General features: G+C 74.4%; 25 protein-coding genes. 3 read left to right on the top strand and 22 right to left on the bottom strand.

Going from position 1 to position 22237, the window contains the following annotated elements; genetic code table 11:
- Positions 1–43: 43 nt before the first annotated feature.
- From O2V61_RS15910 to rpsP, 14 genes are all read right to left on the bottom strand, one after another.
- Positions 44–1003 (bottom strand): tyrosine recombinase XerC, encoded by a 960-nt coding sequence (locus O2V61_RS15910; protein WP_269184229.1) that lies wholly within the window; start codon positions 1001–1003, stop codon positions 44–46.
- An 81-nt stretch (positions 1004–1084) separates the two neighbouring features.
- The gene (dprA, locus tag O2V61_RS15905; RefSeq protein ID WP_269184228.1) at positions 1085–2290 is read right to left on the bottom strand and encodes a DNA-processing protein DprA; all 1206 of its coding nucleotides are present in this window, start codon (positions 2288–2290) and stop codon (positions 1085–1087) included.
- A complete protein-coding gene (locus O2V61_RS15900; protein WP_269184227.1) occupies positions 2287–3807 on the bottom strand; it encodes a YifB family Mg chelatase-like AAA ATPase in 1521 nt (506 codons plus the stop codon). The genes dprA and O2V61_RS15900 overlap by 4 nt, the downstream gene beginning before the upstream one ends.
- A complete protein-coding gene (locus O2V61_RS15895) occupies positions 3807–4187 on the bottom strand; it encodes a YraN family protein (protein WP_269184226.1) in 381 nt (126 codons plus the stop codon). The genes O2V61_RS15900 and O2V61_RS15895 overlap by 1 nt, the downstream gene beginning before the upstream one ends.
- 125 nt (positions 4188–4312) lie before the next feature.
- Positions 4313–4633 carry a DUF2469 domain-containing protein gene (locus O2V61_RS15890; protein ID WP_036339823.1) on the bottom strand — a complete coding sequence of 107 codons (321 nt, stop codon included), beginning with the start codon at positions 4631–4633 and terminating at the stop codon, positions 4313–4315.
- Positions 4630–5394 carry a ribonuclease HII gene (locus O2V61_RS15885; RefSeq protein WP_269184225.1) on the bottom strand — a complete coding sequence of 255 codons (765 nt, stop codon included), beginning with the start codon at positions 5392–5394 and terminating at the stop codon, positions 4630–4632. Before O2V61_RS15885 ends, O2V61_RS15890 begins: the two co-directional genes overlap by 4 nt.
- Positions 5395–5597: 203 nt before the next feature.
- Positions 5598–6296 (bottom strand): response regulator transcription factor, encoded by a 699-nt coding sequence (locus O2V61_RS15880; RefSeq protein WP_269184224.1) that lies wholly within the window; start codon positions 6294–6296, stop codon positions 5598–5600.
- A 192-nt stretch (positions 6297–6488) separates the two neighbouring features.
- On the bottom strand, positions 6489–7547 hold the full coding sequence (gene lepB / locus O2V61_RS15875; RefSeq protein WP_269184223.1) for a signal peptidase I: 1059 nt from the start codon (positions 7545–7547) through the stop codon (positions 6489–6491).
- 133 nt (positions 7548–7680) lie between these two features.
- Positions 7681–8037, bottom strand: a complete 357-nt coding sequence (rplS, locus tag O2V61_RS15870) for a 50S ribosomal protein L19 (RefSeq protein ID WP_269158927.1) — start codon at positions 8035–8037, stop codon at positions 7681–7683.
- 17 nt (positions 8038–8054) lie between these two features.
- Entirely contained in the window at positions 8055–8699 is a 645-nt protein-coding gene (locus O2V61_RS15865) for an NUDIX hydrolase (RefSeq protein WP_269184222.1), read from the bottom strand.
- Positions 8696–9442, bottom strand: coding sequence for a tRNA (guanosine(37)-N1)-methyltransferase TrmD (gene trmD, locus O2V61_RS15860; RefSeq protein WP_269184221.1), 747 nt, complete (start codon positions 9440–9442; stop codon positions 8696–8698). The genes O2V61_RS15865 and trmD overlap by 4 nt, the downstream gene beginning before the upstream one ends.
- On the bottom strand, positions 9439–9951 hold the full coding sequence (rimM, locus tag O2V61_RS15855) for a ribosome maturation factor RimM (RefSeq protein ID WP_269184220.1): 513 nt from the start codon (positions 9949–9951) through the stop codon (positions 9439–9441). Before rimM ends, trmD begins: the two co-directional genes overlap by 4 nt.
- A gap of 47 nt (positions 9952–9998) precedes the next feature.
- On the bottom strand, positions 9999–10235 hold the full coding sequence (locus O2V61_RS15850) for an RNA-binding protein (protein WP_014742367.1): 237 nt from the start codon (positions 10233–10235) through the stop codon (positions 9999–10001).
- Between the two features lie 3 nt (positions 10236–10238).
- Positions 10239–10724 carry a 30S ribosomal protein S16 gene (gene rpsP / locus O2V61_RS15845; RefSeq protein ID WP_269184219.1) on the bottom strand — a complete coding sequence of 162 codons (486 nt, stop codon included), beginning with the start codon at positions 10722–10724 and terminating at the stop codon, positions 10239–10241.
- A 156-nt stretch (positions 10725–10880) separates the two neighbouring features.
- Between rpsP and O2V61_RS15840 the strand changes: the two genes are divergently transcribed.
- Positions 10881–11378: a VOC family protein gene (locus tag O2V61_RS15840; protein ID WP_269184218.1), complete on the top strand. Its 498-nt coding sequence runs from the start codon at positions 10881–10883 to the stop codon at positions 11376–11378.
- On the opposite strand, the gene O2V61_RS15835 is transcribed toward O2V61_RS15840, so the two are convergent.
- From O2V61_RS15835 to O2V61_RS15800, 8 genes are all read right to left on the bottom strand, one after another.
- The gene (locus O2V61_RS15835) at positions 11306–11677 is read right to left on the bottom strand and encodes a ribonuclease E inhibitor RraB (protein ID WP_269184217.1); all 372 of its coding nucleotides are present in this window, start codon (positions 11675–11677) and stop codon (positions 11306–11308) included. The genes O2V61_RS15840 and O2V61_RS15835 overlap by 73 nt on opposite strands.
- Before the next feature lie 8 nt (positions 11678–11685).
- Positions 11686–13434 carry a proline--tRNA ligase gene (locus O2V61_RS15830; RefSeq protein ID WP_269184216.1) on the bottom strand — a complete coding sequence of 583 codons (1749 nt, stop codon included), beginning with the start codon at positions 13432–13434 and terminating at the stop codon, positions 11686–11688.
- A 47-nt stretch (positions 13435–13481) separates the two neighbouring features.
- Positions 13482–14576: an amidohydrolase family protein gene (locus tag O2V61_RS15825; RefSeq protein ID WP_269184215.1), complete on the bottom strand. Its 1095-nt coding sequence runs from the start codon at positions 14574–14576 to the stop codon at positions 13482–13484.
- 4 nt (positions 14577–14580) lie between these two features.
- Positions 14581–16152, bottom strand: a complete 1572-nt coding sequence (ffh, locus tag O2V61_RS15820; protein WP_269184214.1) for a signal recognition particle protein — start codon at positions 16150–16152, stop codon at positions 14581–14583.
- Positions 16153–16336: 184 nt separating this feature from the next.
- Positions 16337–16486 carry a hypothetical protein gene (locus tag O2V61_RS15815; protein ID WP_269184213.1) on the bottom strand — a complete coding sequence of 50 codons (150 nt, stop codon included), beginning with the start codon at positions 16484–16486 and terminating at the stop codon, positions 16337–16339.
- Positions 16487–16623: 137 nt separating this feature from the next.
- Entirely contained in the window at positions 16624–19035 is a 2412-nt protein-coding gene (locus tag O2V61_RS15810; RefSeq protein WP_269184212.1) for a [protein-PII] uridylyltransferase, read from the bottom strand.
- A gap of 132 nt (positions 19036–19167) precedes the next feature.
- A complete protein-coding gene (locus tag O2V61_RS15805; protein ID WP_091066026.1) occupies positions 19168–19506 on the bottom strand; it encodes a P-II family nitrogen regulator in 339 nt (112 codons plus the stop codon).
- Complete coding sequence (locus O2V61_RS15800) at positions 19503–20825, bottom strand: ammonium transporter (RefSeq protein ID WP_269184211.1); 1323 nt, start codon at positions 20823–20825, stop codon at positions 19503–19505. Before O2V61_RS15800 ends, O2V61_RS15805 begins: the two co-directional genes overlap by 4 nt.
- 368 nt (positions 20826–21193) lie before the next feature.
- Between O2V61_RS15800 and O2V61_RS15795 the strand changes: the two genes are divergently transcribed.
- Both O2V61_RS15795 and O2V61_RS15790 read left to right on the top strand, forming a co-directional pair.
- A complete protein-coding gene (locus tag O2V61_RS15795; RefSeq protein ID WP_269184210.1) occupies positions 21194–21904 on the top strand; it encodes an energy-coupling factor ABC transporter permease in 711 nt (236 codons plus the stop codon).
- Positions 21901–22236: a PDGLE domain-containing protein gene (locus O2V61_RS15790; RefSeq protein ID WP_269184209.1), complete on the top strand. Its 336-nt coding sequence runs from the start codon at positions 21901–21903 to the stop codon at positions 22234–22236. Before O2V61_RS15795 ends, O2V61_RS15790 begins: the two co-directional genes overlap by 4 nt.
- Position 22237 lies beyond the last annotated feature (1 nt).

The raw sequence follows: 22237 nt of genomic DNA, 5'->3' as shown, positions 1-22237 counted from the left end.
ACTCCCCCGCTCGAACTCTGTTGTCCCTGCACCGACGCCGCCCTCATGCCCGGGGATGGGCGCGGGCGTGGACCGCCCGGAGCCGCTCGACGGTCACGTGCGTGTAGACCTGCGTCGTCGCGAGGCTAGCGTGGCCCAGCAGCTCCTGGACGCTCCGCAGGTCGGCGCCGCCCTCAAGGACGTGCGTGGCCGCCGAGTGACGCAGCCCGTGCGGGCCGATGTCCGGGGTCCCCGGCGCGGCGGCGACGGCCGCGTGCACCACCCGGCGCGCCTCCCGCGGGTCCAGCCGGCCGCCGCGCACGCCCAGGAGGAGCGCGGGGCCACTGCTGCTCGTCGCCAGCACCGGGCGACCCCCGGTCAGCCACACCTCCAGGGCGTCGGACGCCGGGGCGCCGAAGGGCACGCTGCGTTCCTTGCGGCCCTTCCCCAGGACCCGCAGCAGGCGGCGGCCACGGTCCACGTCGTCGACGTCGAGCCCGACGAGCTCACCGACCCGCACCCCGGTGGCGTAGAGCAGCTCGACGACGAGGACGTTGCGCAGCCGCAGCGCCGCCTCGGCCGGGGTCTCCTCCTCGCTCGACGGACGCGCCGCCTCCTCGAGCACCGCACGGGCCTGTTCGGCGCCCAGCACCCCGGGCAACGTGCGGTGGGCGCGCGGGCTGGCCAGGCGCAGCCCGACGTCCTCGGCGATCTGACCGCTGCGGCGCAGGTGAGCGGTGAAGGACCGCGCCGACGCAGCCCGGCGAGCCGTGGTGGACCGACTGTCCCCGCGGGTCCGCCCGTGGGCCAGCCAGCTGCGCAGGGTGGCGAGGTCCAGGTCGGCGACCGTCCGCCCGCTGCGCCGGACCAGGTGGTCCAGCAGCGCGACGACGTCACCGACGTAGGCGCGGACGGTGTGCTCGGACAGGTCCCGCTGGAGGCGCAGGTGCTCCTCCCAGCCCGCCAGGGGCTCCTCGAGCGCCGGCGGCAGGGCAGCGCGCAGCTCTGCGGTCCCGGTGGCCATGGGCGCAGGGTCCGTCGGCGGAGCGGGCCGGTCAACCGGGCGCGCCGCAGACCGGCGACCGCGATCCCGCGGCGGACGACGTCACCCGGCCGGCTCACCCTTCCTCGGCTGCCGGCGCACCCGCCAGCCGCTGCCGGTCCACTCGACGAGGTCGGCCAGCTCCAGGGCGGGCAGGACGCGCAGGACGTCGACCACCGAGCAGCCGGCGACCGCGGCCAGCCGCTCGGGAGGCACGCCGAGGCGGACCGGGCAGGCGTCCAGCACCCGCCGGGCGACGTCGGACAGCGAGTCGCCGGGTGCGGCCACCCGCTCCACCGGCGGCGCCAGGTCCTCCCCCACCCGGCCCACCGTCTCCAGCACCTCGGCCGCCGAGGTCACCAGCGCGACGCGACGCTCGGCCTCCCGCAGCAGCTGGTGGCACCCCACCGACATCGCGCTGGTCACCGGACCGGGGACGGCCATCACCGCCTTGCCGAGCTCGCGAGCCCGGTTGGCGGTGGCCTGGGCGCCGGAGCGGGCGGCTGCCTCGACCACCACCGTGCCCCGGGTGAGGGCGGCGATCAGCCGGTTGCGCACCAGGAAGCGGTGCCGCAGTGGGGCACAGCCCGGCGGCCACTCGCTGACCAGCAGCCCCTCGTCGAGGACCCGGGCGAACAACGCCGAGTGCGCACCGGGGTACACCCGGTCGACCCCACAGGCCAGGACGGCGATGGTCGGCGCATCAGCGGCCAACGCTCCTCGGTGGGCCGCGGCGTCGATGCCGAACGCGCCACCGGAGACGGTCGTCCAGCCCCGCTCCCCCAGCCCGTGCGCCAGTTCACCGGCCACGTGTTCCCCGTAGGCCGTCGAGGCTCGCGACCCCACCAGCGCGACCGACCGGTCGACCAACCCGGTCAGGTTCGCCGCGCCGCGCACCCACAACGCCAGCGGCGGCACCAGCGTGAGCGTGCGGTTCGGCTGTCGGCCGTCCACCAGCCCGCGCCCGTCCTGGGTGGCCAGCGTCAGGCAGTGCAGCGGCAGCGCCGGCCACTCCGGGTCCTCCGGAACGACCAGCCGGCCCCCGCACCGGTCCGCCCGGCGCAGGTCCTCGAGGCTGGTGTCCTCTCCCGCCCGGGCCCCGGCCACCGCCTGGACCTCGGCCGGGGCTGCACCGGCCCTCAGTGCGGCGGCGGCCGCGACCGGGCCCGACTGCTCGACGAACCGCCACGCCGCCACCGAGCCCGGCTCCACGGCCCGGGACAGCCACGCACGCGCCCTGAGGACCTCCGGGTCGACGTCCCCGCTCATGCCGCAGCCCGCTGCAGCCGCATGCCCAGCGCCTCGGCCACCTGGTCGGTGCCGGGCACCGCCAGGCCGGCGAGGTCGGCCAACGTCCACGCGACGCGCACGACCCGGTCGAAGCCGCGCACCGAGATGGCCCCGCGCTCCAGAGCCCGCTCCGCCAGCGCGAGCGCCGCGCGCGGCACCGGCCAGCGCTCCCGGAGCAGCCGCCCCGGGACCTGGCTGTTGAGCGCCAGGCCGCTGCCGGCCAGCCGCTCGGCCGCCACCGCCCGTGCGCCCTGCACCCGTGCGGCGACGGCGGCGGTCGACTCGGGGGTGCCCAGACCGTCCAGCCAGGCCGCCCGGGTCACCGGCGGCAAGGTGACGCGCAGGTCGATCCGGTCCAACAACGGCCCGGACAGCCGGGACTGGTAGCGCCGCCGCTCCAGGGCACTGCAGGTGCAGGCCGTGTCGCCGGCCGCGCTGGCACAGGGGCAGGGGTTGGCGGCCAGGACCAGCTGCGCACGGCACGGGAACGTCGCCGAGCCGTTGGCCCGGTGGATGGTCACCGCCCCGCGTTCCAGCGGCTGGCGCAGCGTGTCGAGCACCGACCGGGGGAACTCCGGCGCCTCGTCCAGGAACAGCACGCCCCGATGGGCGCGGCACAGGGCCCCCGGGCGGATCTGGCCCGAGCCGCCACCGACCAGCGCGGCCATCGTCGCCGAGTGGTGCGGCGCCTCGAACGTCGGCCGGGTCACCAGCGGGGCACCGGGCGGGAGGGTGCCGGCGATGGAGGCGATGGCGGTCACCTCGAGGGCGGCCTGCTCGTCCAGCGGGGGCAGCAGCCCCGGCAGCCGTTCGGCGAGCATGGTCTTGCCGGCGCCCGGCGGGCCACTGAGGAACAGGTGGTGCCCACCGGCAGCAGCCACCTCGACCGCCCGCCGTCCGGCTGCCTGCCCCACCACGTCGGCCAGGTCGGGCCCCGGTGGCGCCGGGGAGTCCACTGCGCGGACGTGCGGCAGGAGGGGCGCCTTCCCGGCGAGGTGGGCGACCACCTGGCGCAGGCTGCCGGCCGCCAGGACGGCGATGCCCTCGACCAGGCCCGCCTCGTCGGCGTTCTCCTGCGGGACCACCACCTCGCGATGGCCGGCGCGCGCGGCGGCCAGCACGGCCGGCAGCACCCCACGGGCCGCGCGCAGCGACCCGTCCAGCCCGAGCTCCCCCAGCAGCACCAGCTCCCGGACGGCGGCCGCGGGCACCACCCGCGCACCGGCGAGGACGGCGACGGCCAGGGCGAGGTCGAACCCGCTGCCCTGCTTGGGCATCGCCGCCGGCGACAGCCCGATGGTCACCCGGCGCAGCGGGAACTCGTGCCCGCTGTTGAGCAGCGCGGCCCGCACCCGGTCCACCGACTGGCGCACGACGGCGTCGGGCAGCCCGACGAGCGCCACGGTCGGCACCCCCGGCGCCAGGTCGACCTCCACCTCGACCATCGCACCCTGCACGCCGGCCAACCCCACCGACCAGGTCTGCGCGAGCGCCATCAGAACGCGTTCCGCAGGTGCGTCACCCGGGCCGGCCCGGACGACGGGACGTGCACCCCGACGACGTCGAAGCGCAGGTCGGGGGCGTGCTGGTCGTGGGCCGCCAGCCAGGCCCGGGCGAGCACCCGCAGCCGCCGGCGCTTGCCGGCGGTCACCGCCTCGGCCGGGTGCCCGAAGCCGGTGCCGGTGCGGGTCTTCACCTCGCAGAAGACCAGCGCCTGACCGTCCCGGGCGACGACGTCGAGCTCACCGTCGCGGCAGCGCCAGTTGCGGTCGAGGACCTGGAGGCCGGCGTCGGTGAGCGCCCGGACGGCGACCCGTTCGCCGTAGGCGCCGAGGGCGGCGCGGTGGCCGGGCGGGGACTTCTGCGGATTCGGCACCCCTCGACCGTCGCCGTCCCGGGCCGGCCGGACCAGGGATCACCGCCGACTGTGGACGGAGCGCGCCACTGTGGACGGCGGCAGCCCTCAGGGCCGGCCGGTGTGCCCGGGGACGGGGAGGTGGATCAGGGCAGGCGCGGGTTGTCCGGGAGCTCGAGGTCGGGCTTGTCCAGCTCCTCCACGTTGACGTCCTTGAACGTCACCACCCGGACGTTCTTCACGAACCGGGCCGGGCGGTACATGTCCCACACCCAGGCGTCGGAGAGGGTGAGCTCGAAGAACACCTCTCCCCCGGCGTCACGCACCTGCAGGTCGACGCTGTTGGCCAGGTAGAAGCGCCGCTCGGTCTCCACGACGTAGGAGAACTGGCGGACGATGTCCTTGTACTCGCGATAGAGCTGCAGCTCCATCTCGGTCTCGTACTTCTCGAGGTCCTCGGTGCTCATCGCGCGTGCTCCATAGGTGCCGGGGACATCAGTGCCGCGGCCGGGGCTCCGGGCGGCACCGGTCCATCATCGTGCATGCCCCCCGCCACCGGCAGGGGCGGCGTCCGGGCGGCGTGTGCGGCCCGGGCCCGCGCGACGTTGACGAAGCGCATCCGGTGCTCCGGGCAGGGCCCGTGGTCGTCGAGGGCGGCGCTGTGCGCGTCGGTGATGTAGCCCTTGTGCTCGGCGAAGCCGTACTGCGGGAAGCGCCCGTCCAGCTCCAGCATCATCCGGTCCCGGGTGACCTTGGCCAGCACGGAGGCGGCGGCCACGCAGGCCGCCACCCGGTCCCCCTTCCACACGGCGAGCGACGGCTGGGACAGGCCACTGACCGGGAAGCCGTCGGTGAGCACGTAGTCGGGGCACGGCTCCAGCACCCGGACCGCGCGGCGCAACGCCTCGATGTTGGTCACGTGCATGCCGCGGGCGTCGAGCTCACCGACCGGGATGGCGACCACCGACCAGCAGACGGCCCGGTCGACGACCTCGGCGTAGACCTCGTCCCGGGTGGCGGCGCTGAGGAGCTTGGAGTCGGCCAGCCCGGGCACCCGCCCGCGGCGACCGGCGGGGAGCACGCACGCGGCGGCCACGAGCGGACCGGCGCAGGCGCCACGGCCGGCCTCGTCCGCCCCGGCGATGGCGGCGAACCCCCGGCGGCGGAGCGATCGCTCCATCGCCCAGAGGTCGTCGGTGGGGTCTGCAGCACCAGGTCGAGCGGCCATCGCCTGCCGACCCTACGTCGCTGCGCCGTCCCGGGAGGACACCCGGCGAGTCGGCGCCGGTCGGACCCGGAGAACGCACCACGAGCCGGTCCCTGGGGGAACAGGGACCGGCTCGGGGCGGCTGGTCGGCGGCGCGGACGCCGGTCCGACCGGTCCATCGCGGCCCGCGCCCCTGAGGCGCGGACCGTGGCAGTACCTGCGGGTCAGACGTCGGCCGGGGCCTCGGTGAGCCGGTGGGCCCCGCAGGAGCAGCCGGGGTTGCGCGCCGACAGCACCAGGGAGACCGCGTGCGCCCGGTCGCGGGCACCCAGCTTGCGCAGGATCGCCTTCACGTGGGACTTCACCGTGTCCTCGGAGATGAACAGGTTCTTCCCGATCGCCCGGTTCGACTGCCCCTGGATCAGCTCGTCGAGCACGTCGGACTCCCGCCGGGTCAACGGCACCTCCGGGGTCAGCTCCCGCGACACCGGCACCTCGGCCCCCTCACCACGACGGATCTGCGGGTCCACCACGGTGCGCCCGGCCCGGGCAGCGAGCACCGCCCAGCCCAGCAGGGTCGGGGAGGTGTTCATCAGCAGGTAGCTGCGCACCCCGGCGGCCAGCGCCTCGTTCACCACGCCCGGGTCCTCCGACGTGGCCAGGGCGACGACGGCCAGCTGCGGGAACCGGCGACGCAGGTCCCGCACCGCGTTCAGGGTGGCCGCCCGGCCGGTGCCCAGCTCCACCACCACGGCATCGGGGCGGGCGGACTCCGCCAGGGTCAGCGCACGACGCGGCTCCCCCGGGGTGCCCACCGCCTGCATGCCGGCGGTCTCGTTGATCATGCCGACCAGCCCACGGCGCAGGACCGGGGCGTCGGCGAGGATCAGGACGCGGGTGACGCCGCGGGGCGTGCTCGCCATGGGGGTAGACACGGGTGACTCTCCGTTCGAAGTCTGGTGACTCTCTGCTCGTCCATCGGACGAGTGAACGGAGAGCTTGAGCAACTTCTCGAGAAGAGTGCCGAAACACGCACAGATCATGCCGAACCCAGCGGGACAGCTGGGCGGTGCACCCACGGCGCGGCGGCTCGACGACCGCCACCCGTGAGCCCATCAGTCGGTGTGCGACTCCCGGCCGGGCCGGGTCTGGGCCGGCCGCCGGACCCGGCGCCAGCCGGTGCGCGGCGGACGACGGGACGGCCCGGTCAGCCGGGCGCCGCGGGAGCGGTACCGCCGGCGCCAGGCGGTGAGCGGCAGAGCGCCCCCCAGCCCCAGCACGTAGGGGGCCGCCAGGGCGGCGGTGTCCTGGACCGGTGCCGGCTCCGGCCCGACGGCGCCCGCCGCCTCGACCTGGCCCTGCTGGATGTCCGGGCTGTCCAGCAGGGTGAAGCGGTCCAGCGGCCAGACGACCAGGGCGGCCTTGCCGATGACGTCGTCGACGGCGACGGTTCCGGCGTACTGGTCGTCCATGTGCTGCTTGGAGTCGGCCGAGGCGGAGCGGTGGTCGCCCATCACCCAGAGCCGGCCCTCAGGCACGGTGACCGGCCGGAACTCCCGCCCACCGGAGCCACCGGTGTTCAGCGGGGAGTCCTGGTAGATGTAGGGCTCGTCGAGCGGCTCACCGTCGACCAGGACCCGGCCCTGCGGGTCGCAGCACTCGACCGTCTGGCCCTCGGTGGCGATGACCCGCTTGACGTAGTCGTCCTCGCTGGGCGGGGCGACGCCGATCGCCCGGCCCAGGGTCAGGGCGGCACCGGTGAACCAGTTGGTGGGCTCCTCCACGAGGATCTCGGGCGACCAGCTGTCCGGGCCCTGGAACACCACGATGTCGCCGGGCTCGGGCTCCCCGAACCAGTAGGGCACCTTGTTGACCAGCACCCGGTCGCCGGTGCAGCCGGTGCAGCCGTGCAGCGTCTGCTCCATCGAGCCCGACGGGATGAAGAACGCCTGCACGAGGAACGTCTTCACCAGCAGGGCGAGCACGAACGCGATGACCAACAGCACCGGCAGCTCACGCAGCAGGGACCCCTTCTTGGCCGGCTCGCGCCGGCGGCCACGGCCGGCGACCGCAGACCCGGTGGGGGCCGTGGCATCGGCGGCGGTGTCCTGGTCGGCAGGGGGACGCCCGGCAGCGTCGTCATCGGCGGCGTCAGCGGGCCCGTGCGTGCTCATCGGACACCAGCGTACGGTCCGCCGCCCGGCGCGTCCGGCGCCCCGCTCCGCGGCCGGCGCGGTGGGAACTGCCCCACGAACGCGACCGGGCCGGCTGCGAGTGCAGCCGGCCCGGTCGTGGAATCGCTGGAGGTCAGCGGTTGACGACCTCGCGCTTCTCCTTGATCTTGGCGGCCTTGCCGCGCAGCTCGCGGAGGTAGTACAGCTTCGCCCGGCGCACGTCACCGCGGGTCAGCACCTCGATCTTCTCGACGACCGGGGTGTGCACCGGGAAGGTGCGCTCCACGCCGACGCCGAAGCTGACCTTGCGGACGGTGAAGGTCTCGCGGATGCCACCACCCTGGCGACGGATGATGACGCCCTGGAAGACCTGGACACGCGCACGGGTGCCCTCGATGACACGCACGTGCACCTTCACGGTGTCCCCGGGCCGGAAGGTGGGGATGTCGTCGCGCAGCGACGCGGCGTCGAGGGCGTCCAGGGTGTTCATCGCAGCAGTCCTCAGTCCTAGCGGGAAATTCGTCGTGGTACGGGCAGCGGTGTCCCGGTGCATCCGTACCGGGTGGCTGCGCTCCACCGCCCGGTGCGGGTGCGGAGCCACCGTCGGGGTGAGCCGACGGCCTGCAGCAGCTCACTACTGTGCCACACCTTCAGTCGATGATGCGTGGCGGCCCTGTCCACGGGCCGCTGAGCACTCCCGGCAGTGCCGCCGCGAGGTCCCGTGGGGCGAACGTCTCCGTGCTGTCGGCGATCTCGTGCAACGACCACCACCGGTGCGGCTCGTCCAGGCTGCCGTTCGAGCTCGGTGCGCCCGCTCACGTCGACGTCGTGCACCACGTCGCGCAGCACGAAGAAGGTCTCCCGGGAGTCCAGCAGGGTGTCGCCCCACCGGCCCTGCCAGCGCCGGAGCCACACCGGGCCCTCCAGCACGGCCGGCTCGACCAGCAGGGCGGTCTCCTCGGCGAGCTCCCGCACGGCCGCCGCGCGCAGGTCCTCGCCGTCCTCGACGCCACCGCCGGGGGTGAACCAGTACTCCACGTCGCCGGGTCCGCTGCGCGGCTGCAGCCCGCGCCCACCGAACAGCAGCACCCGCTGCCGACGGTCGAGCACCAGCACCCGGGCCGACGGGCGGACCCAGACGGCCGGGGTCACGCCTGAGCGTCCGCGTCCAGCGCCGCCCGGTCCGCGGCGGTCAGCGCGCCGTCCGGCAGCCGGGCGAGCAGGTCGGGACGGCGGTCGGCGGTGCGGCGCAGCGACTCGGCCCGCCGCCACCGGGCGATCGCCGCGTGGTCACCGGAGAGCAGCACCGGCGGCACCTCGTGCCCGCGCCAGCTGGCCGGGCGGGTGTAGGACGGCCCCTCCAGCAGCCCGTCGGCGTGCGAGTCGAACTCGACCGACTCGGCGTTGCCCACGACCCCCGGGAGCAGCCGGGTGACCGCCTCGACCATCACCAGCACCGCGGACTCCCCACCGGCGAGCACGTAGTCGCCGATCGAGACCTCGGAGACCGGGCCGCCCTCGGCGGCCCAGTCGGCGACCCGCTGGTCGATGCCCTCGTAGCGGCCGCAGGCGAACATCAGCCCGGGCTCGGCGGCCCACTGGGCAGCGACCGCCTGGGTGAACGGCCGGCCGGCCGGCGTCGGGACGACCAGGCGGGTGCCGGCGGGACGCACCGCCTCCAGCGCCCTCCCCCACGGCTCCGGGCGCAGGACCATGCCCGGGCCGCCGCCGTACGGGGAGTCGTCGACCGTGCGGTGGACGTCGTCGGTCCACTCCCGAAGGTCGTGCACGCCGACGGAGACCAGCCCCCTGGCCGCCGCCTTGCCCAGCAGTGACTGCCCCAGCGGGGCGAGGTACTCGGGGAAGATCGTCAGGACGTCGATCCGGAACGTCACAGGTCGAGCAGCCCCTCGGGCGGGTCGACGACCAGCCGACCGGCGGCGAGGTCGACGGTGGGGACGATCGCGGCCACGAACGGCACCAGCAGCTCGCCGCCCTCGGGACGGCGCAGGACGAGCAGCTCGGTGCCCTCGTGCCGCACGCCGGTCACCTCACCCACCGGGGAGCCGTCGGGCAGCACGGCGGCCAGCCCGACCAGCTGGTGGTCGTAAAAGGAGTCGGGGTCCTCCAGCTCGGGCAGCTCCGCGACGCGGACCAGCAGCTGGGTGTTGCGCAGCGCGTCGGCCGCCTCACGGTCGGCGACCACGGTGCCGTCGGGCAGGACCAGGGTGAGCAGCAGCGTGCCGCTGTGCCAGCGGGCTGCCTCGATGGTCAGCGGCCCGCGCGCGGTGGGCTCCGTGAGCAGCGTGGCGCCCGGGGCGAACCGCAGGTCGGGGTCGTCGGTGCGCACCTCGACGGTCACCTGACCACGGACACCGTGGGGTCGGCCGATGCGGCCGACCACCACGGTGTCGGTGTTCTGCGGGGTGGCGCCGGAGGCGCCGGGAGTGCTCAGCGCCCGTCGGTGTCGACGACGTCGACCCGCAGGCCGCGTCCACCGACACCGGTCATCACCTGACGCAGCGCCTTGGCGGTGCGTCCGCCGCGGCCGATGACCTTGCCGAGGTCGTCGGGGTGCACCCGGACCTCGAGGGTCTTGCCGCGCCGGCCGTTGACCAGGTCGACCACGACGTCGTCGGGGTTGTCGACGATGCCCTTGACCAGGTGCTCGAGCGCCTCTTCGAGCACGTCTTACTCGGCGGGCTTCTCGGCCGCAGCGGGCTCCGCCGCAGCCGGCTCGGCTGCCGGGGCCTCGGCGGCGGGCGCCGCCTCGTCCGCGGCAGCGGCCTTGGGGGCAGCCTTCTTCTTCGGCGTGGTCGCCTCGGCGGACGGCTCGTTCATGGCGGCCCGCGCGGCCTCCTCGTAGATGGCCTTCTTGTCGGCCTTGGGGGCCGCGACCTTCATCGGGGCCGGAGCCGGCTCGCCCTTGAACTTCTGCCAGTCACCGGTCACCCGGAGGATGGCGGCGACGGCCTCGGTCGGCTGCGCGCCGACACCGAGCCAGTAGGCGGCGCGCTCGGCGTCGACCTCGATGAAGGAGGGGTCCTCCTTCGGGTGGTACTTGCCGATCGTCTCGATCGACCGGCCGTCCCGCTTGGTGCGGGCGTCGGCGACGACGATGCGGTAGTAGGGCGCGCGCATCTTGCCCAGGCGCATGAGCTTGATCTTGGTGGCCACGGTGTGTGGTGTGCTCCTCGAACGTGTGTGGTTGCTCGCCGGAGACGACGCGTGGGGGTACGCCGGGGCGGAGCGATGGACACGGGCGGGGATGGTGAGAGGGCCGCCCACCGCCGTGTTCGACAGACCATGATGCCAGACGCCAGGAGGAGCGCGATGCCCAGCACCGGACCGCTGCACCACGTGGAGCTGTGGGTGCCGGACCTGGTCCGCGCCGAGGCCTCCTGGGGCTGGCTGCTCACCGCCCTCGGCGCCGTCCCGTTCCAGAGGTGGGAGCACGGCCGCTCGTGGCGCTGGGGCGAGGACGGCGCCTACGTGGTGGTGGAGCAGTCACCGGCGCTCACCGCTGACCGGCACGAGCGACGGGCGCCGGGGCTCAACCACCTGGCCTTCTGGGTCCCCGAACGGCCCCGTCCCGAGGCTCGCGGCGAGCGCGCGAGTCGTGAGGAGGACGGGGTCCTCCCACTGGAGGCACTGGTCGCCGAGGCGACCGGACACGGCTGGCGGCTCCTGTTCCCCGACCGCCACCCCTTCGCCGGCGGGCCGGACCACCGGGCCGCCTACCTGGAGGACGCCGACGGCTACGAGGTGGAGCTGGTGTCCGGCTCCCCCGAGCCGTCGGGGGGCACCAGGAAGCCGCCCCAGCCGTCGTAGCGGCCACCGTGGCGGTCGACGATGCCCACGATCTCCCGGGTGAAGGCGTCCGCCGTCCCGTGGTCCACCGCCGTCATCGCACTGAACTCCAGCCAGACCGTGCGGAGCCGGCGGTACAGCCCGTCGACCCGGTAGCCGGCGGCGGTGAGCTCCTCCCCCGCCGCGGTGGCCGCCGACCGGGACCGGAAGCCGGCCAGGTGGTCGATCGGCCGGGGCGCGTGCACCTGGTCGCCGTGGCCCAGGTTGGCCTCGACCGTCTCGGTCGTGCGCCGGAGCTGGGAGCCCAGGTCGCTGCGCACGACCGGGCTCAGCCGCGGACGGCGGCGAGGACGGCGCCGGCGGCCTCGGCGACCGGCACCTCGGTGCGCTCACCGGTGGCCCGGTCCCGCACCTCGATGACGCCCTCGGCCAGACCGCGCCCGACCGTCACGATCGTCGGCATCCCCAGCAGCTCGGCGTCCTTGAACTTCACGCCGGGCGAGACCTTCGGCCGGTCGTCGTAGAGCACGGTGAGCCCGGCAGCGACCAGCTCCTCGGCCAGCGACTGCGCCGCCTCGAACACCGCAGCGTCCTTGCCGGTGGCGACCAGGTGCACGTCGGCCGGGGCGATCTCCCGGGGCCACACCAGGCCGAGCTCGTCGTGCATGGACTCGGCGATCGCGGCCACGGCCCGGGAGACACCGATGCCGTAGGAGCCCATGGTAACGGTGACCAGCTTGCCGTTCTCGTCGAGCACCTTGAGGTCGAGCGCCTCGGCGTACTTGCGGCCCAGCTGGAAGATGTGGCCCATCTCCACGCCCCGGGCCAGTTCCAGCGGGCCGGAGCCGTCGGGGGCGGGGTCGCCGGGGAGCACCTCGGCGGCCTCGATCACGCCGTCCCAGCTGAAGTCCCGGCCGGCGACGAGGTCGAACACGTGCTTGCCGGGCTCGTTGGCCCCGGTGATCCACCGGGAGCCGGGGACGACGCGGGGGTCGACCAGGAACCGGATGCCGGACTTCCCCTCGGCACCGAGCACCTGTGGCCCGATGTAGCCCTTGACCAGGTCGGGGTGGGCGGCGAAGTCGGTGAACGGCTCGACCTCGGCCGGGGCGAGCTGCGCCTCCAGCCGCTTGGTGTCGACCTCGCGGTCACCCGGCAGGCCGATGACCAGCGGCTCGCGGGTGCCGTCGGGGTGCACCAGGGTGACGACGACGTTCTTCAGCGTCGAGGCGCCGGTGTACCCGGCCTCGGGGAACAGCTGGTTCGCCGCCGCGACCAGCGTCTCGATGGTCGGGGTGTCGGGGGTGTCCTCGACGTGTGCGTCGGGCAGCCCGTCCAACGGGATCGACTCGGGCACGACGGTGGAGACGGCCTCGACGTTCGCCGCGTACCCGCCGGGTGAGCGGACGAAGGTGTCCTCACCGATCGACGTCGGGTGCAGGAACTCCTCGCTCTTCGAGCCGCCCATCGCCCCGGACGTGGCCGCGACGATGACGTACTCCAGTCCGAGCCGGTCGAAGACGCGGATGTAGGCGGCGCGGTGCGCGGCGTAGGAGGCGTCCAACCCGGCGTCGTCCACGTCGAAGGAGTAGCTGTCCTTCATGGTGAACTCGCGGCCGCGGAACAGCCCGGCCCGAGGTCGCGCCTCGTCCCGGTACTTCGTCTGGATCTGGTAGAGGGAGACCGGCAGGTCCTTGTAGGACCCGTAGAGGTCCTTCACCAGGAGCGTGAACATCTCCTCGTGGGTGGGGCCGAGCAGGAAGTCGTTGCCCCGCCGGTCCTTCAGCCGGAAGAGGTTGGGCCCGTACTCGGTCCAGCGGCCGGTCGCCTCGTAGGGCTCCCGCGGCAGCAGCGCCGGGAAGTGCACCTCCTGGGCGCCCATCGCGTCCATCTCCTCGCGGACGACGCGCTCGACGTTCCGGAACACCCGCCAGCCCAGCGGCAGCCAGGTGAACCCGCCCGGCGCCGCGCGCCGGATGTAGCCGCCGCGGGCGAGCAGCCGGTGGCTGGGGACCTCGGCGTCGGCAGGGTCGTCACGCAGGGTGCGCAGGAACAGGGAGGACATCCGAAGGAGCACGGGAGGAGTGTCCCAGGCGTCCGCGGGACGCCGTCCATCGGTTTGGCTCAGGCGACGACGACGCCCCGGAGGACCATCCGCTGCGGTCGCTGCAACGTGTCGAGGTCGGCCCGGGGGTCGGTCTCGTAGACCACCAGGTCGGCCGGCGCCCCCTCGGTGATGCCCGGCAGGCCCAGCCACTCGCGCGCACCCCAGGAACCGGCGGCCAGCGCGGTCTCGGCGGGCAGCCCGGCCGCGTGCAGCGCCCGGATCTCGTCGGCGATGACGCCGTGGTCGATGCCCCCACCGGCGTCCGTGCCGGCGAACACCGGTACGCCGGCCTCGAACGCCGCGCGCACCACGGCCCCGGAGTTCGCGTACAGCCGCCGCATCGTGGAGGCGTAGGAGGGGAACTTCGCCTCCCCCGAGGCGGCGAAACCGGGGAAGTTCTCCACGTTGACCAGCGTGGGGACGACGGCCGTGCCCCGGCGGGCCATCTCCCCCACCAGCTCCTCGGTCAGCCCGGTGCCGTGCTCGATGCAGTCGATCCCCGCGCCGATCAGCCCGGGCAGGGCGTCGGTGCCGAAGGTGTGCGCGGTGACCCGGGCGCCCTCCTCGTGTGCGGCGGCGATGGCCGCAGCCAGCACGTCGTCCGGCCACTCCGGCGCCAGGTCGCCGACGCCACGGTCGATCCAGTCACCCACCAGCTTCACCCAGCCGTCGCCGCGCCGGGCCTGCACCCGCACCTCGGCCACCAGGTCGGCCGGCTCCAGCTCGATCGCCAGCCCGGGGATGTAGCGGCGGGGGGCGGCGATGTGCCGGCCGGCGCGGATGACGCGGGGCAGGTCCAGGTGGTCGTCGAGCACCCGGGTGTCGACCGGGGACCCGCAGTCGCGCAGCGCCAGGACCCCGGCGGCCCGGTCCTGGAGCGCCTGCTCGCGCAGGTCCTCGACCCCGGTCGCGTGCACCCCATCGCTGCCGATGCCGACGTGGCAGTGCGCGTCGACGAGGCCGGGCAGCAGGAAGCCACCGCGGCTGACCGTCTCTGCGCCGGGGACCGGGTCGAAGGTGATCCGCCCCTCGCGGACCCAGAGCTCCCGGTGCTCGCCGGCGGGGAGGACGACCCCGGACAGGTGCAGGGCCGGGACAGCTGCGGTGGTCACCGGCTCAGCGGCCCTGCCCGTCCTTGAACTGGCTGAAGTCCAGCTTGCTCAGGTCGGGCAGCGCCTGACCGGGCGGCAGACCAGGCACCCCGCCGGGCATGCCACCGGGCAGCTGGCCGGGGGCGCCGCCCATCCCGCCGGGGGCGCCGATCGGACGGCGGGCCGGGCCGCCCTTCTTGCCACCCTTGCCCTTCTTGCCCTTGCCGCGGGCCTGCACCTGGTTCTGCCGGCCGCGCTGCTTCTTCGACATCGGACCCATGCCCGGCAGGCCCATGCTGCCGGCCATCTGGCCCATCATCTTCTGGGCCTGGGCGAAGCGCTCCAGCAGGTGGTTGACGTCGGTGACGCTCATCCCCGAGCCGTTGGCGATCCGCACCCGGCGCGAGGCGTTGATGATCTTCGGGGTGGCCCGCTCGGCCGGGGTCATCGAGCGGATGATCGCCGCGGTGCGGTCCAGGTCCCGCTCGTCGACCTGCGCGAGCTGCTCCTTCATCTGCCCGGCGCCGGGCAGCATGCCGAGCAGGTTCGCGATCGGGCCCATCTTGCGGATGGCCATCATCTGCTCGAGGAAGTCCTCGAGGGTGAAGCCCTCCCGGCTGGCCAGCTTGCCGGCCATCTTCTCGGCCTGGTCGGCGTCGAAGGCCTGCTCGGCCTGCTCGATCAGGGTCAGCACGTCGCCCATGCCGAGGATGCGCGAGGCCATCCGCTCGGGGTGGAAGACGTCGAAGTCGGCCAGCTTCTCGCCGGTGGAGGCGAACATGATCGGCTGCCCGGTCACGTGCCGGACCGACAGCGCGGCACCACCGCGGGCGTCACCGTCGAGCTTGGTGAGGACGACGCCGGAGAAGCCCACGCCCTCCTGGAACGCCGTCGCCGTGGTGACGGCGTCCTGCCCGATCATCGCGTCGACGACGAACAGCGTCTCGTCGGGCTGCACGGCGTCCCGGATGCCGGCGGCCTGGGCCATCAGCTCGGCGTCGATGCCCAGCCGGCCGGCGGTGTCGACGACGACGACGTCGTGCTGGGTGCGGCGGGCGTGGTCGATGGAGCCCCGCGCGACGGCGATCGGGTCGCCCACGCCGTTGCCGGGCTCGGGGGCGTAGACGTCGACGCCCGCCTGCCCGGCCACCACGGACAGCTGCTGCACCGCGTTGGGCCGCTGCAGGTCACAGGCGACCAGCAGCGGCGTGTGCCCCTGGGCCTTGAGCCAGCGACCGAGCTTGCCGGCCAGCGTCGTCTTCCCGGCACCCTGCAGGCCCGCCAGCATGATCACCGTGGGCGACTGCTTGGCGTAGCGGATCCGGCGGGTCTCCCCGCCGAGGATGCCGACCAGCTCCTCGTTGACGATCTTGATGATCTGCTGCGCCGGGTTCAGCGCGGAGGAGACCTCCGAGCCTCGGGCACGCTCCTTGACCGCGGCGATGAACGAGCGGACGACGGGCAGCGCGACGTCGGCCTCGAGCAACGCGATGCGGATCTCCCGCGCGGTCGCGTCGATGTCCTCGTCGGAGAGCCGGCCCTTGCCGCGCAGACCGGTGAAGACCTTGTCCAGGCGGTCGGAGAGGGTCTCGAACACAACACGTCCTCAGGCAGTCTGGCGTGCAGCCACCGACCGGCCCACCGGGTGCTCCAGCGGGCCGAGCGGCACGGCTCGGGCTCCCGGGGCCACCCCGGGGCCGTCACGCCACTGCTCCCAGCGTAATGGCCCCTCGGCGGTGGTCCGCCAGGAAGTCGTGCACGGTGCGGCGGGGAGACCTCGCTCAGGCCGCCCGGTGCCAGGTCGCGGCCACCGGACGGTGCGCGTCGCCGCTGACCAGGGCGGTGCCGCAGGCGGTGCAGGCCCACTCCGGACACGCCCCGCCGTCCTGGGTGTGGCCGTCGACGCACTCCGGCTGCTCGAAGTCGGTCACGTGCCCACACGTGGGGCAGGGCCACTGCTGGAGATCGGTCACGGTCGCATCCCCTCTCGTCTCGGCGCCGGTCGTGGGGAGCGGGCTCCCGTCCGGCACGTCGAACGTCTCACGGGGGTACGACAGATCTGCGCACCTCAGCCCGACGGCGTGTCCCGCTTGACGGCCGGCCCGCCGACCGTCGGGACCGGACCCGTCTCCTCCGGCGCGAGGCCGCGGGCGGCGGACACCAGCGCCTCCTCGACCTGCCGGCGCCGGTCGGCGTCCATCGTGGCGCCGCCGGGGTCGCAGACGTAGAAGGAGTCGAGGGCGTCGGCACCGAGGGTCTCGATCCGCGCGGAGGTCACGTCCAGCCCCTGCTCGGCCAGCGCGGACGTCAGCCGGTAGAGCAGGCCGGCCCGGTCACCGGCGCGGACCTCCACGATGCTCGAGGCAGCGCCGTCCACCTCGTTGTCGTACCAGGAGATCCGCGGCCCCGCGGCGCGGTCGCCGTGCTGGCGGTAGTCGATCTCGCGCTGGCGCAGGCGGTCGTCCAGCGGCAGCGTCCCCTCCAGGGCGGCGCGGACGCCGTCGGCCAGGATCTCCGGCACCGGCGCCCGGCCGAACCGCGGCCGCACGGCGAACACCGACGTCGCCCGGCCACCCTCGACCGAGATGCTGGCCGCCCGGACGTCGAGCTGGTTCAGCGCCAACACCCCGGCGCACCGGCTGAACACGCCGGGTCGGTCCGGCGCCAGGAACGTCACCTGCTGGCCGTCGGCCACGTCCTGCACGCCCACCGAGATGCGCTCGCCCTCCCCTGCCGACCCCGTGCCCGAGGAGCTCACCTGCGGGACGGTCGGCACCAGCACCGGCCCGGGGGCCGGGGCGGCCACCAGGTGCGCCCGGACGCGGGCCACCAGCGCGGCGACCAGGTGCGCCTTCCACGGCGACCACGCCGAGCTGCTGGTCGCCGCGCCGTCGGCCTGCGCCAGCGCGTGCAGCAGCTCCAGGAGGGCGGTGTCCCGGCCGATCGTCTCGGCGACCCGGTCGATGGTGGCGTGGTCGTCGATGTCCCGCCGGGTGGCGGTCGCCGGCAGCAGCAGGTGGTGGCGCACCATCGCGGCCAGCGTGGCGACGTCCGGCGGCGAGAAGCCCATCCGGGTGGCCACCGCCGCGGCGATGGGCTCGCCGACGACGCTGTGGTCACCGGGCCAGCCCTTGCCGATGTCGTGAAGCAGGGCACCGACGAGCAGCAGGTCCGGCCGGTCGACGTCCCGGGTCAGCTCGGAGGCCGCGGCGGCTGCCTCGACCAGGTGCCGGTCGACGGTGAACCGGTGCCACGGGTGGCGCTGCGGCAGCGACCGCACCCGGTCCCATTCCGGCAGCATCCGGACCAGCAGGCCCTCCTGGTCCAGCTGCTCGACGACCGGGACGGCGCTGCGACCACTGGCCAGCAGCCGGAGGAAGGACCAGCGCACCTCCGCGGGCCAGGGCTCCGGCAGCGCCGGCGCGTGCACGGCCAGCACCTTGAGCGTGTACGGCGACAGCAGCAGGTCCGCACGCGCGGCCGCGGCGGCACCGCGCAGCACCAGCCCCGGGTCCACGGCCGGCCGGGCGTCCCGGGCCAGCACCACCTCGTCGCCCTGCCTGACCAGCCCCTCGGCCAGCGGCTCGCGCCGGACCCGCCGGTATCGGGCGCGCGGACGCCGCACCAGGGAGGCGTCGACCCGCCGCCAGGTCTCGTCCGCGACGAAGGCGAGCCGGCGCCCGGCCAGGCTGACCCGGCGCAGCAGCACGTCGTCGTCGGCCAGTCCGAGCGCCTCGGCCACCGCGGCCTGCTCCTGGCGGACCAGGACATCGCCGGCTCGCCCGGTGCCGCGGCGCAGGGCGTCTCGCACGTCGAGCAGGAAGTCGTAGGCCTCGCCGGCGTCGGCCGGGGGCTCGTCGGCGAGTTGGGCAGCGGCCAGGGCCCGCAGCACCTGCCCCTCGCGCAGCCCGCCGTAGGCCTCCTTCAGGTCGGGCTCCAGGAGGAACCCCAGCTCGCCGACCAGCCGGGCCCGCTCCCGGCGCAGGTCACGCAGCTGGGGCAGCAGCCGGCCGGCGTGCTGACGCCACGAGCCGAGCGTCGCCGTCCGCAGGCCCGCGGTGACCTCCGGATCGCCGGCGACGTGCCGTGCGTCGAGCAGGCCGAGGCCGGCCTTGACGTCGTCGGCGGCCACGGAGACGGCCTCGGAGACCGTCCGCACGGAGTGGTCCAGCCGCACTCCGGCGTCCCAGACCGGGTACCAGAGGGCATCGGCGAGCGCCGCGATCTCGGCCCGGCCGTCGTGCACGAGCACCAGGTCCAGGTCGCCGTGCGGTGGCAGCTCCCGGCGGCCGAGGCTGCCCACGGCCACCAGGGCCACGCCGGTCTCCGCCGGCTCGCCCGGCGGGCCGCCCCGGCGACGGGTCGCACGCGGCGTCCCGGCGAGCGCGTCGGCCAGCAGGCCGGCCAGCCAGTCGTCGAACGCCTGCACCCGCTCGGCGCGGGGCAGTGCGGTCAGGGTGGCGAGGTCGAGCACGGGCACCTCTCGGTCGTCCTGCGGGAGAGACGGCGTCGGCCGGGGCAGCGGGTCTCCCCGCCACCCCGGCCGACGTCCGAGCTCAGTGCCGGCCCCGTCGCGAGGCTCGCCGGAGCGAGCCAGGGACGGGGTCCCTGCTCAGAGCGCGTCGGCCCCGCGCTCACCGGTGCGGACCCGGACGATCTCGTCGATCGTGGTCACCCACACCTTGCCGTCACCGATCTGGCCGGTGGAGGCGGACTCGACGACCGCATCGACGACCCGGGCCGCGTCGTGCTCGCTGACGACGACCTCGATCCGCACCTTCGGCACGAAGTCCACCTGGTACTCCGCGCCGCGGTAGACCTCGGTGTGGCCGCGCTGGCGGCCGAACCCCTGCACCTCGCTGACGGTCAGACCGGCGATGCCGATCAGCTCCAGGGCGTTCTTGACGTCGTCGAGCTTGAACGGCTTGACGATGGCGGTGACGAGCTTCATGCCTGGCTCCCTTCCGTGTTGCGCGCCTCGGCGCGTGCCTGGCCACCCAGGGGCGCAGTGCTGCCACCGCCGCCCAGGGAGGCGAAGTCGTACCCGGACTCAGCGTGCACCACGGTGTCGATGCCGGTGACCTCGTCCTCCTCGGTGAGGCGGAAGCCGATCGTCTTCTGGATGAGGAAGCCGATGACCAGGGTGAGCACGAAGGAGTAGGCGAGGACCGCCAGCGCACCGACGACCTGGCGCCAGAGCTGGTCGACGCCGCCACCGTAGAAGAGGCCGTCCACGCCGGCCGGAGCGGCCGCCGTGCCGAGGAAGCCGATCAGGATGGTGCCGACCAGACCACCGACGAGGTGGACGCCGACGACGTCGAGCGAGTCGTCGTAGCCGAACCGGAACTTCAGCCCGACGGCCAGGGCACAGAGCGCACCGGCGACGGCGCCGACGGCGATCGCGCCCAGCGGCGAGACCGCCGAGCAGGCCGGGGTGATCGCGACCAGCCCGGCCACGACACCGGAGGCGCCGCCCAGCGAGGTCGAGTGCCCGTCGCGGATCTTCTCCACCAGCAGCCAGGCGAGCGTCGCGGCGCCGGTGGCGACCAGGGTGTTCACCCAGGCGACGGCGGCGGTGTTGTCCGCGGCGAGGGCGGAGCCGGCGTTGAAGCCGAACCAGCCGAACCACAGCAGCCCGGCGCCGATCATCACCAGCGGCAGGTTGTGCGGCCGCATCGCGTCCCGGCCGAAGCCACGGCGCTTGCCCAGCACCAGGGCCAGCGCCAGGCCGGCTGCACCGGCGTTGATGTGCACCGCGGTGCCGCCGGCGAAGTCGATCGCGGCCAGGTCGTTGGCGATCCAGCCGCCCACCACGTCGTCGCCGTCGAAGGCGAAGACCCAGTGCGCCACCGGGAAGTAGACGACGGTCGCCCAGATGCCGGCGAAGACCATCCAGGAACCGAACTTGGCCCGGTCGGCGATCGCACCGGAGATCAGCGCGACCGTGATGATCGCGAAGACGGCCTGGAAACCGACGAAGGCCATGGTCGGGAGCGCGGCGTCGGTGTCCTCCATCAGGCCTTCCAGCCCGAAGAACTCGAAGGGGCTGCCGAGCAGGCCGAACCCGATGTCGTCGCCGAAGGCGATCGAGTAGCCCCAGAGCACCCACAGCACGCTGATCAGCGCCAGTGCACCGAAGCTCATCATCATCATGTTGAGGACGCTCTTCGCGCGGACCATGCCGCCGTAGAACAAGGCGAGGCCTGGGGTCATCAGCAGCACGAGCGCGGCGCTGGTGAGGATCCAGGCGGTATTGCCGGTGTCGAGCACGGCAACCTCCTGAGGGGGTCGTCGGCCATCGGCCGCGGTGGGGTTCCCGAGGGGCCTCGGGCGAGTCACCGCCCGGGGAGGCGGTGCGGGGAAGACGGTGCCGACACCGTGTTTCCGTGGACGGCGTGGACGTGTTTCGCCGCGGTGAACTCCCCGGCGCGTGTCGCTCGGTTGTGTTCCGGGCGTGTTGCCGACGCCCCGTCCGCCCCGCAGATGTGTCGGCAGGAGTGCGCTCCGTCACGTCACCGGCCGTTCACGTGTGCTTCTTGCGAGCGGTGTGCAGGTGCCAACGAGGTGCAATAAGCTCGCTGAACGCTCGCGCCGTCGTCGGCCGCGCCGCTCAGCAACCCGAGGTCCCGGAGGTCCGTGTGCACGTCCCCGATGGCTTTCTCGACGCCACGACCAGCACCGGTACCGCCGCGGTCGCCGCCGCCGGCGTCGCGCTGGCGCTCCGTGGCTCGCGCCACGAGCTCGACGAGCGCACCGCCCCGATGGCCGGGCTCACCGCGGTCTTCGTCTTCGCGGTGCAGATGATGAACTTCCCGGTCGCCTTCGGCACCAGCGGCCACCTCATGGGCGGTGCGCTGGCCGCGGTCCTGGTCGGCCCGTGGACGGCGGTGCTGTGCCTGACCGTCGTCCTCATGGTGCAGGCCCTGGTCTTCGCCGACGGCGGCCTCACCGCCCTCGGCACGAACGTCACCCTGCTCGGCCTGGTGGCGATCGGCGTCGGGTACGGCGTCTTCCGCGGGCTGCGAGCCGTGCTGCCGGCCACCCGCACCGGACTGCTGACCTCCGCCGGGGTGGGCGCCTTCCTCTCCGTGCCGACGGCTGCCCTGGTGTTCGTCGGCCTGTTCGGCCTGGGCGGCGTCGCTGACGTCGCGCTCGGGCCGGTCACCGCGGCCATGGTCGGGGTGCACCTGCTGATCGGTCTGGGTGAGGCGGTCATCACCGTCGCCGTCCTCGGCGCGGTGTTCACCGTCCGCCCGGACCTGGTCCGCGGCGGCCGCCACCTGCTGCGGGCCAGGGAACTGGCCCCCCGCCCGGGCCTGGCCGGCGCGACCGCGGTGGACGCCCGATGACCCGCACCCGCACGTTCGTGCTGATCGGAGTGGTCGTCGCGCTGGTCATCGCCGGGGTGGGCAGCTGGTACGCCAGCTCTGCACCCGACGGGCTGGAGGCCACCGCCGAGGAGCAGGGCTTCGGTTCCACCGCCCGGGACAGCGCGGCCGCCGACTCGCCGCTGGCCGACTACACGGCTTCCTGGATCGGCGACGACCGGCTCTCCGGCGGCCTGGCCGGGGTGATCGGCGTCCTCCTGGTGCTGGCGCTGACCAGCGTCCTGGTCCTGCTGGTGCGCCGGCGCACCAGCAGGGACGACTCGGCCCCGCGGGCCGACGCCCGCCAGCACTGAG

This window comes from Modestobacter sp. VKM Ac-2985 (assembly GCF_026967925.1).
Taxonomy (GTDB): Bacteria; Actinomycetota; Actinomycetes; order Mycobacteriales; family Geodermatophilaceae; genus Modestobacter.
This window is presented reverse-complemented; position numbering and strand designations above follow the sequence as displayed.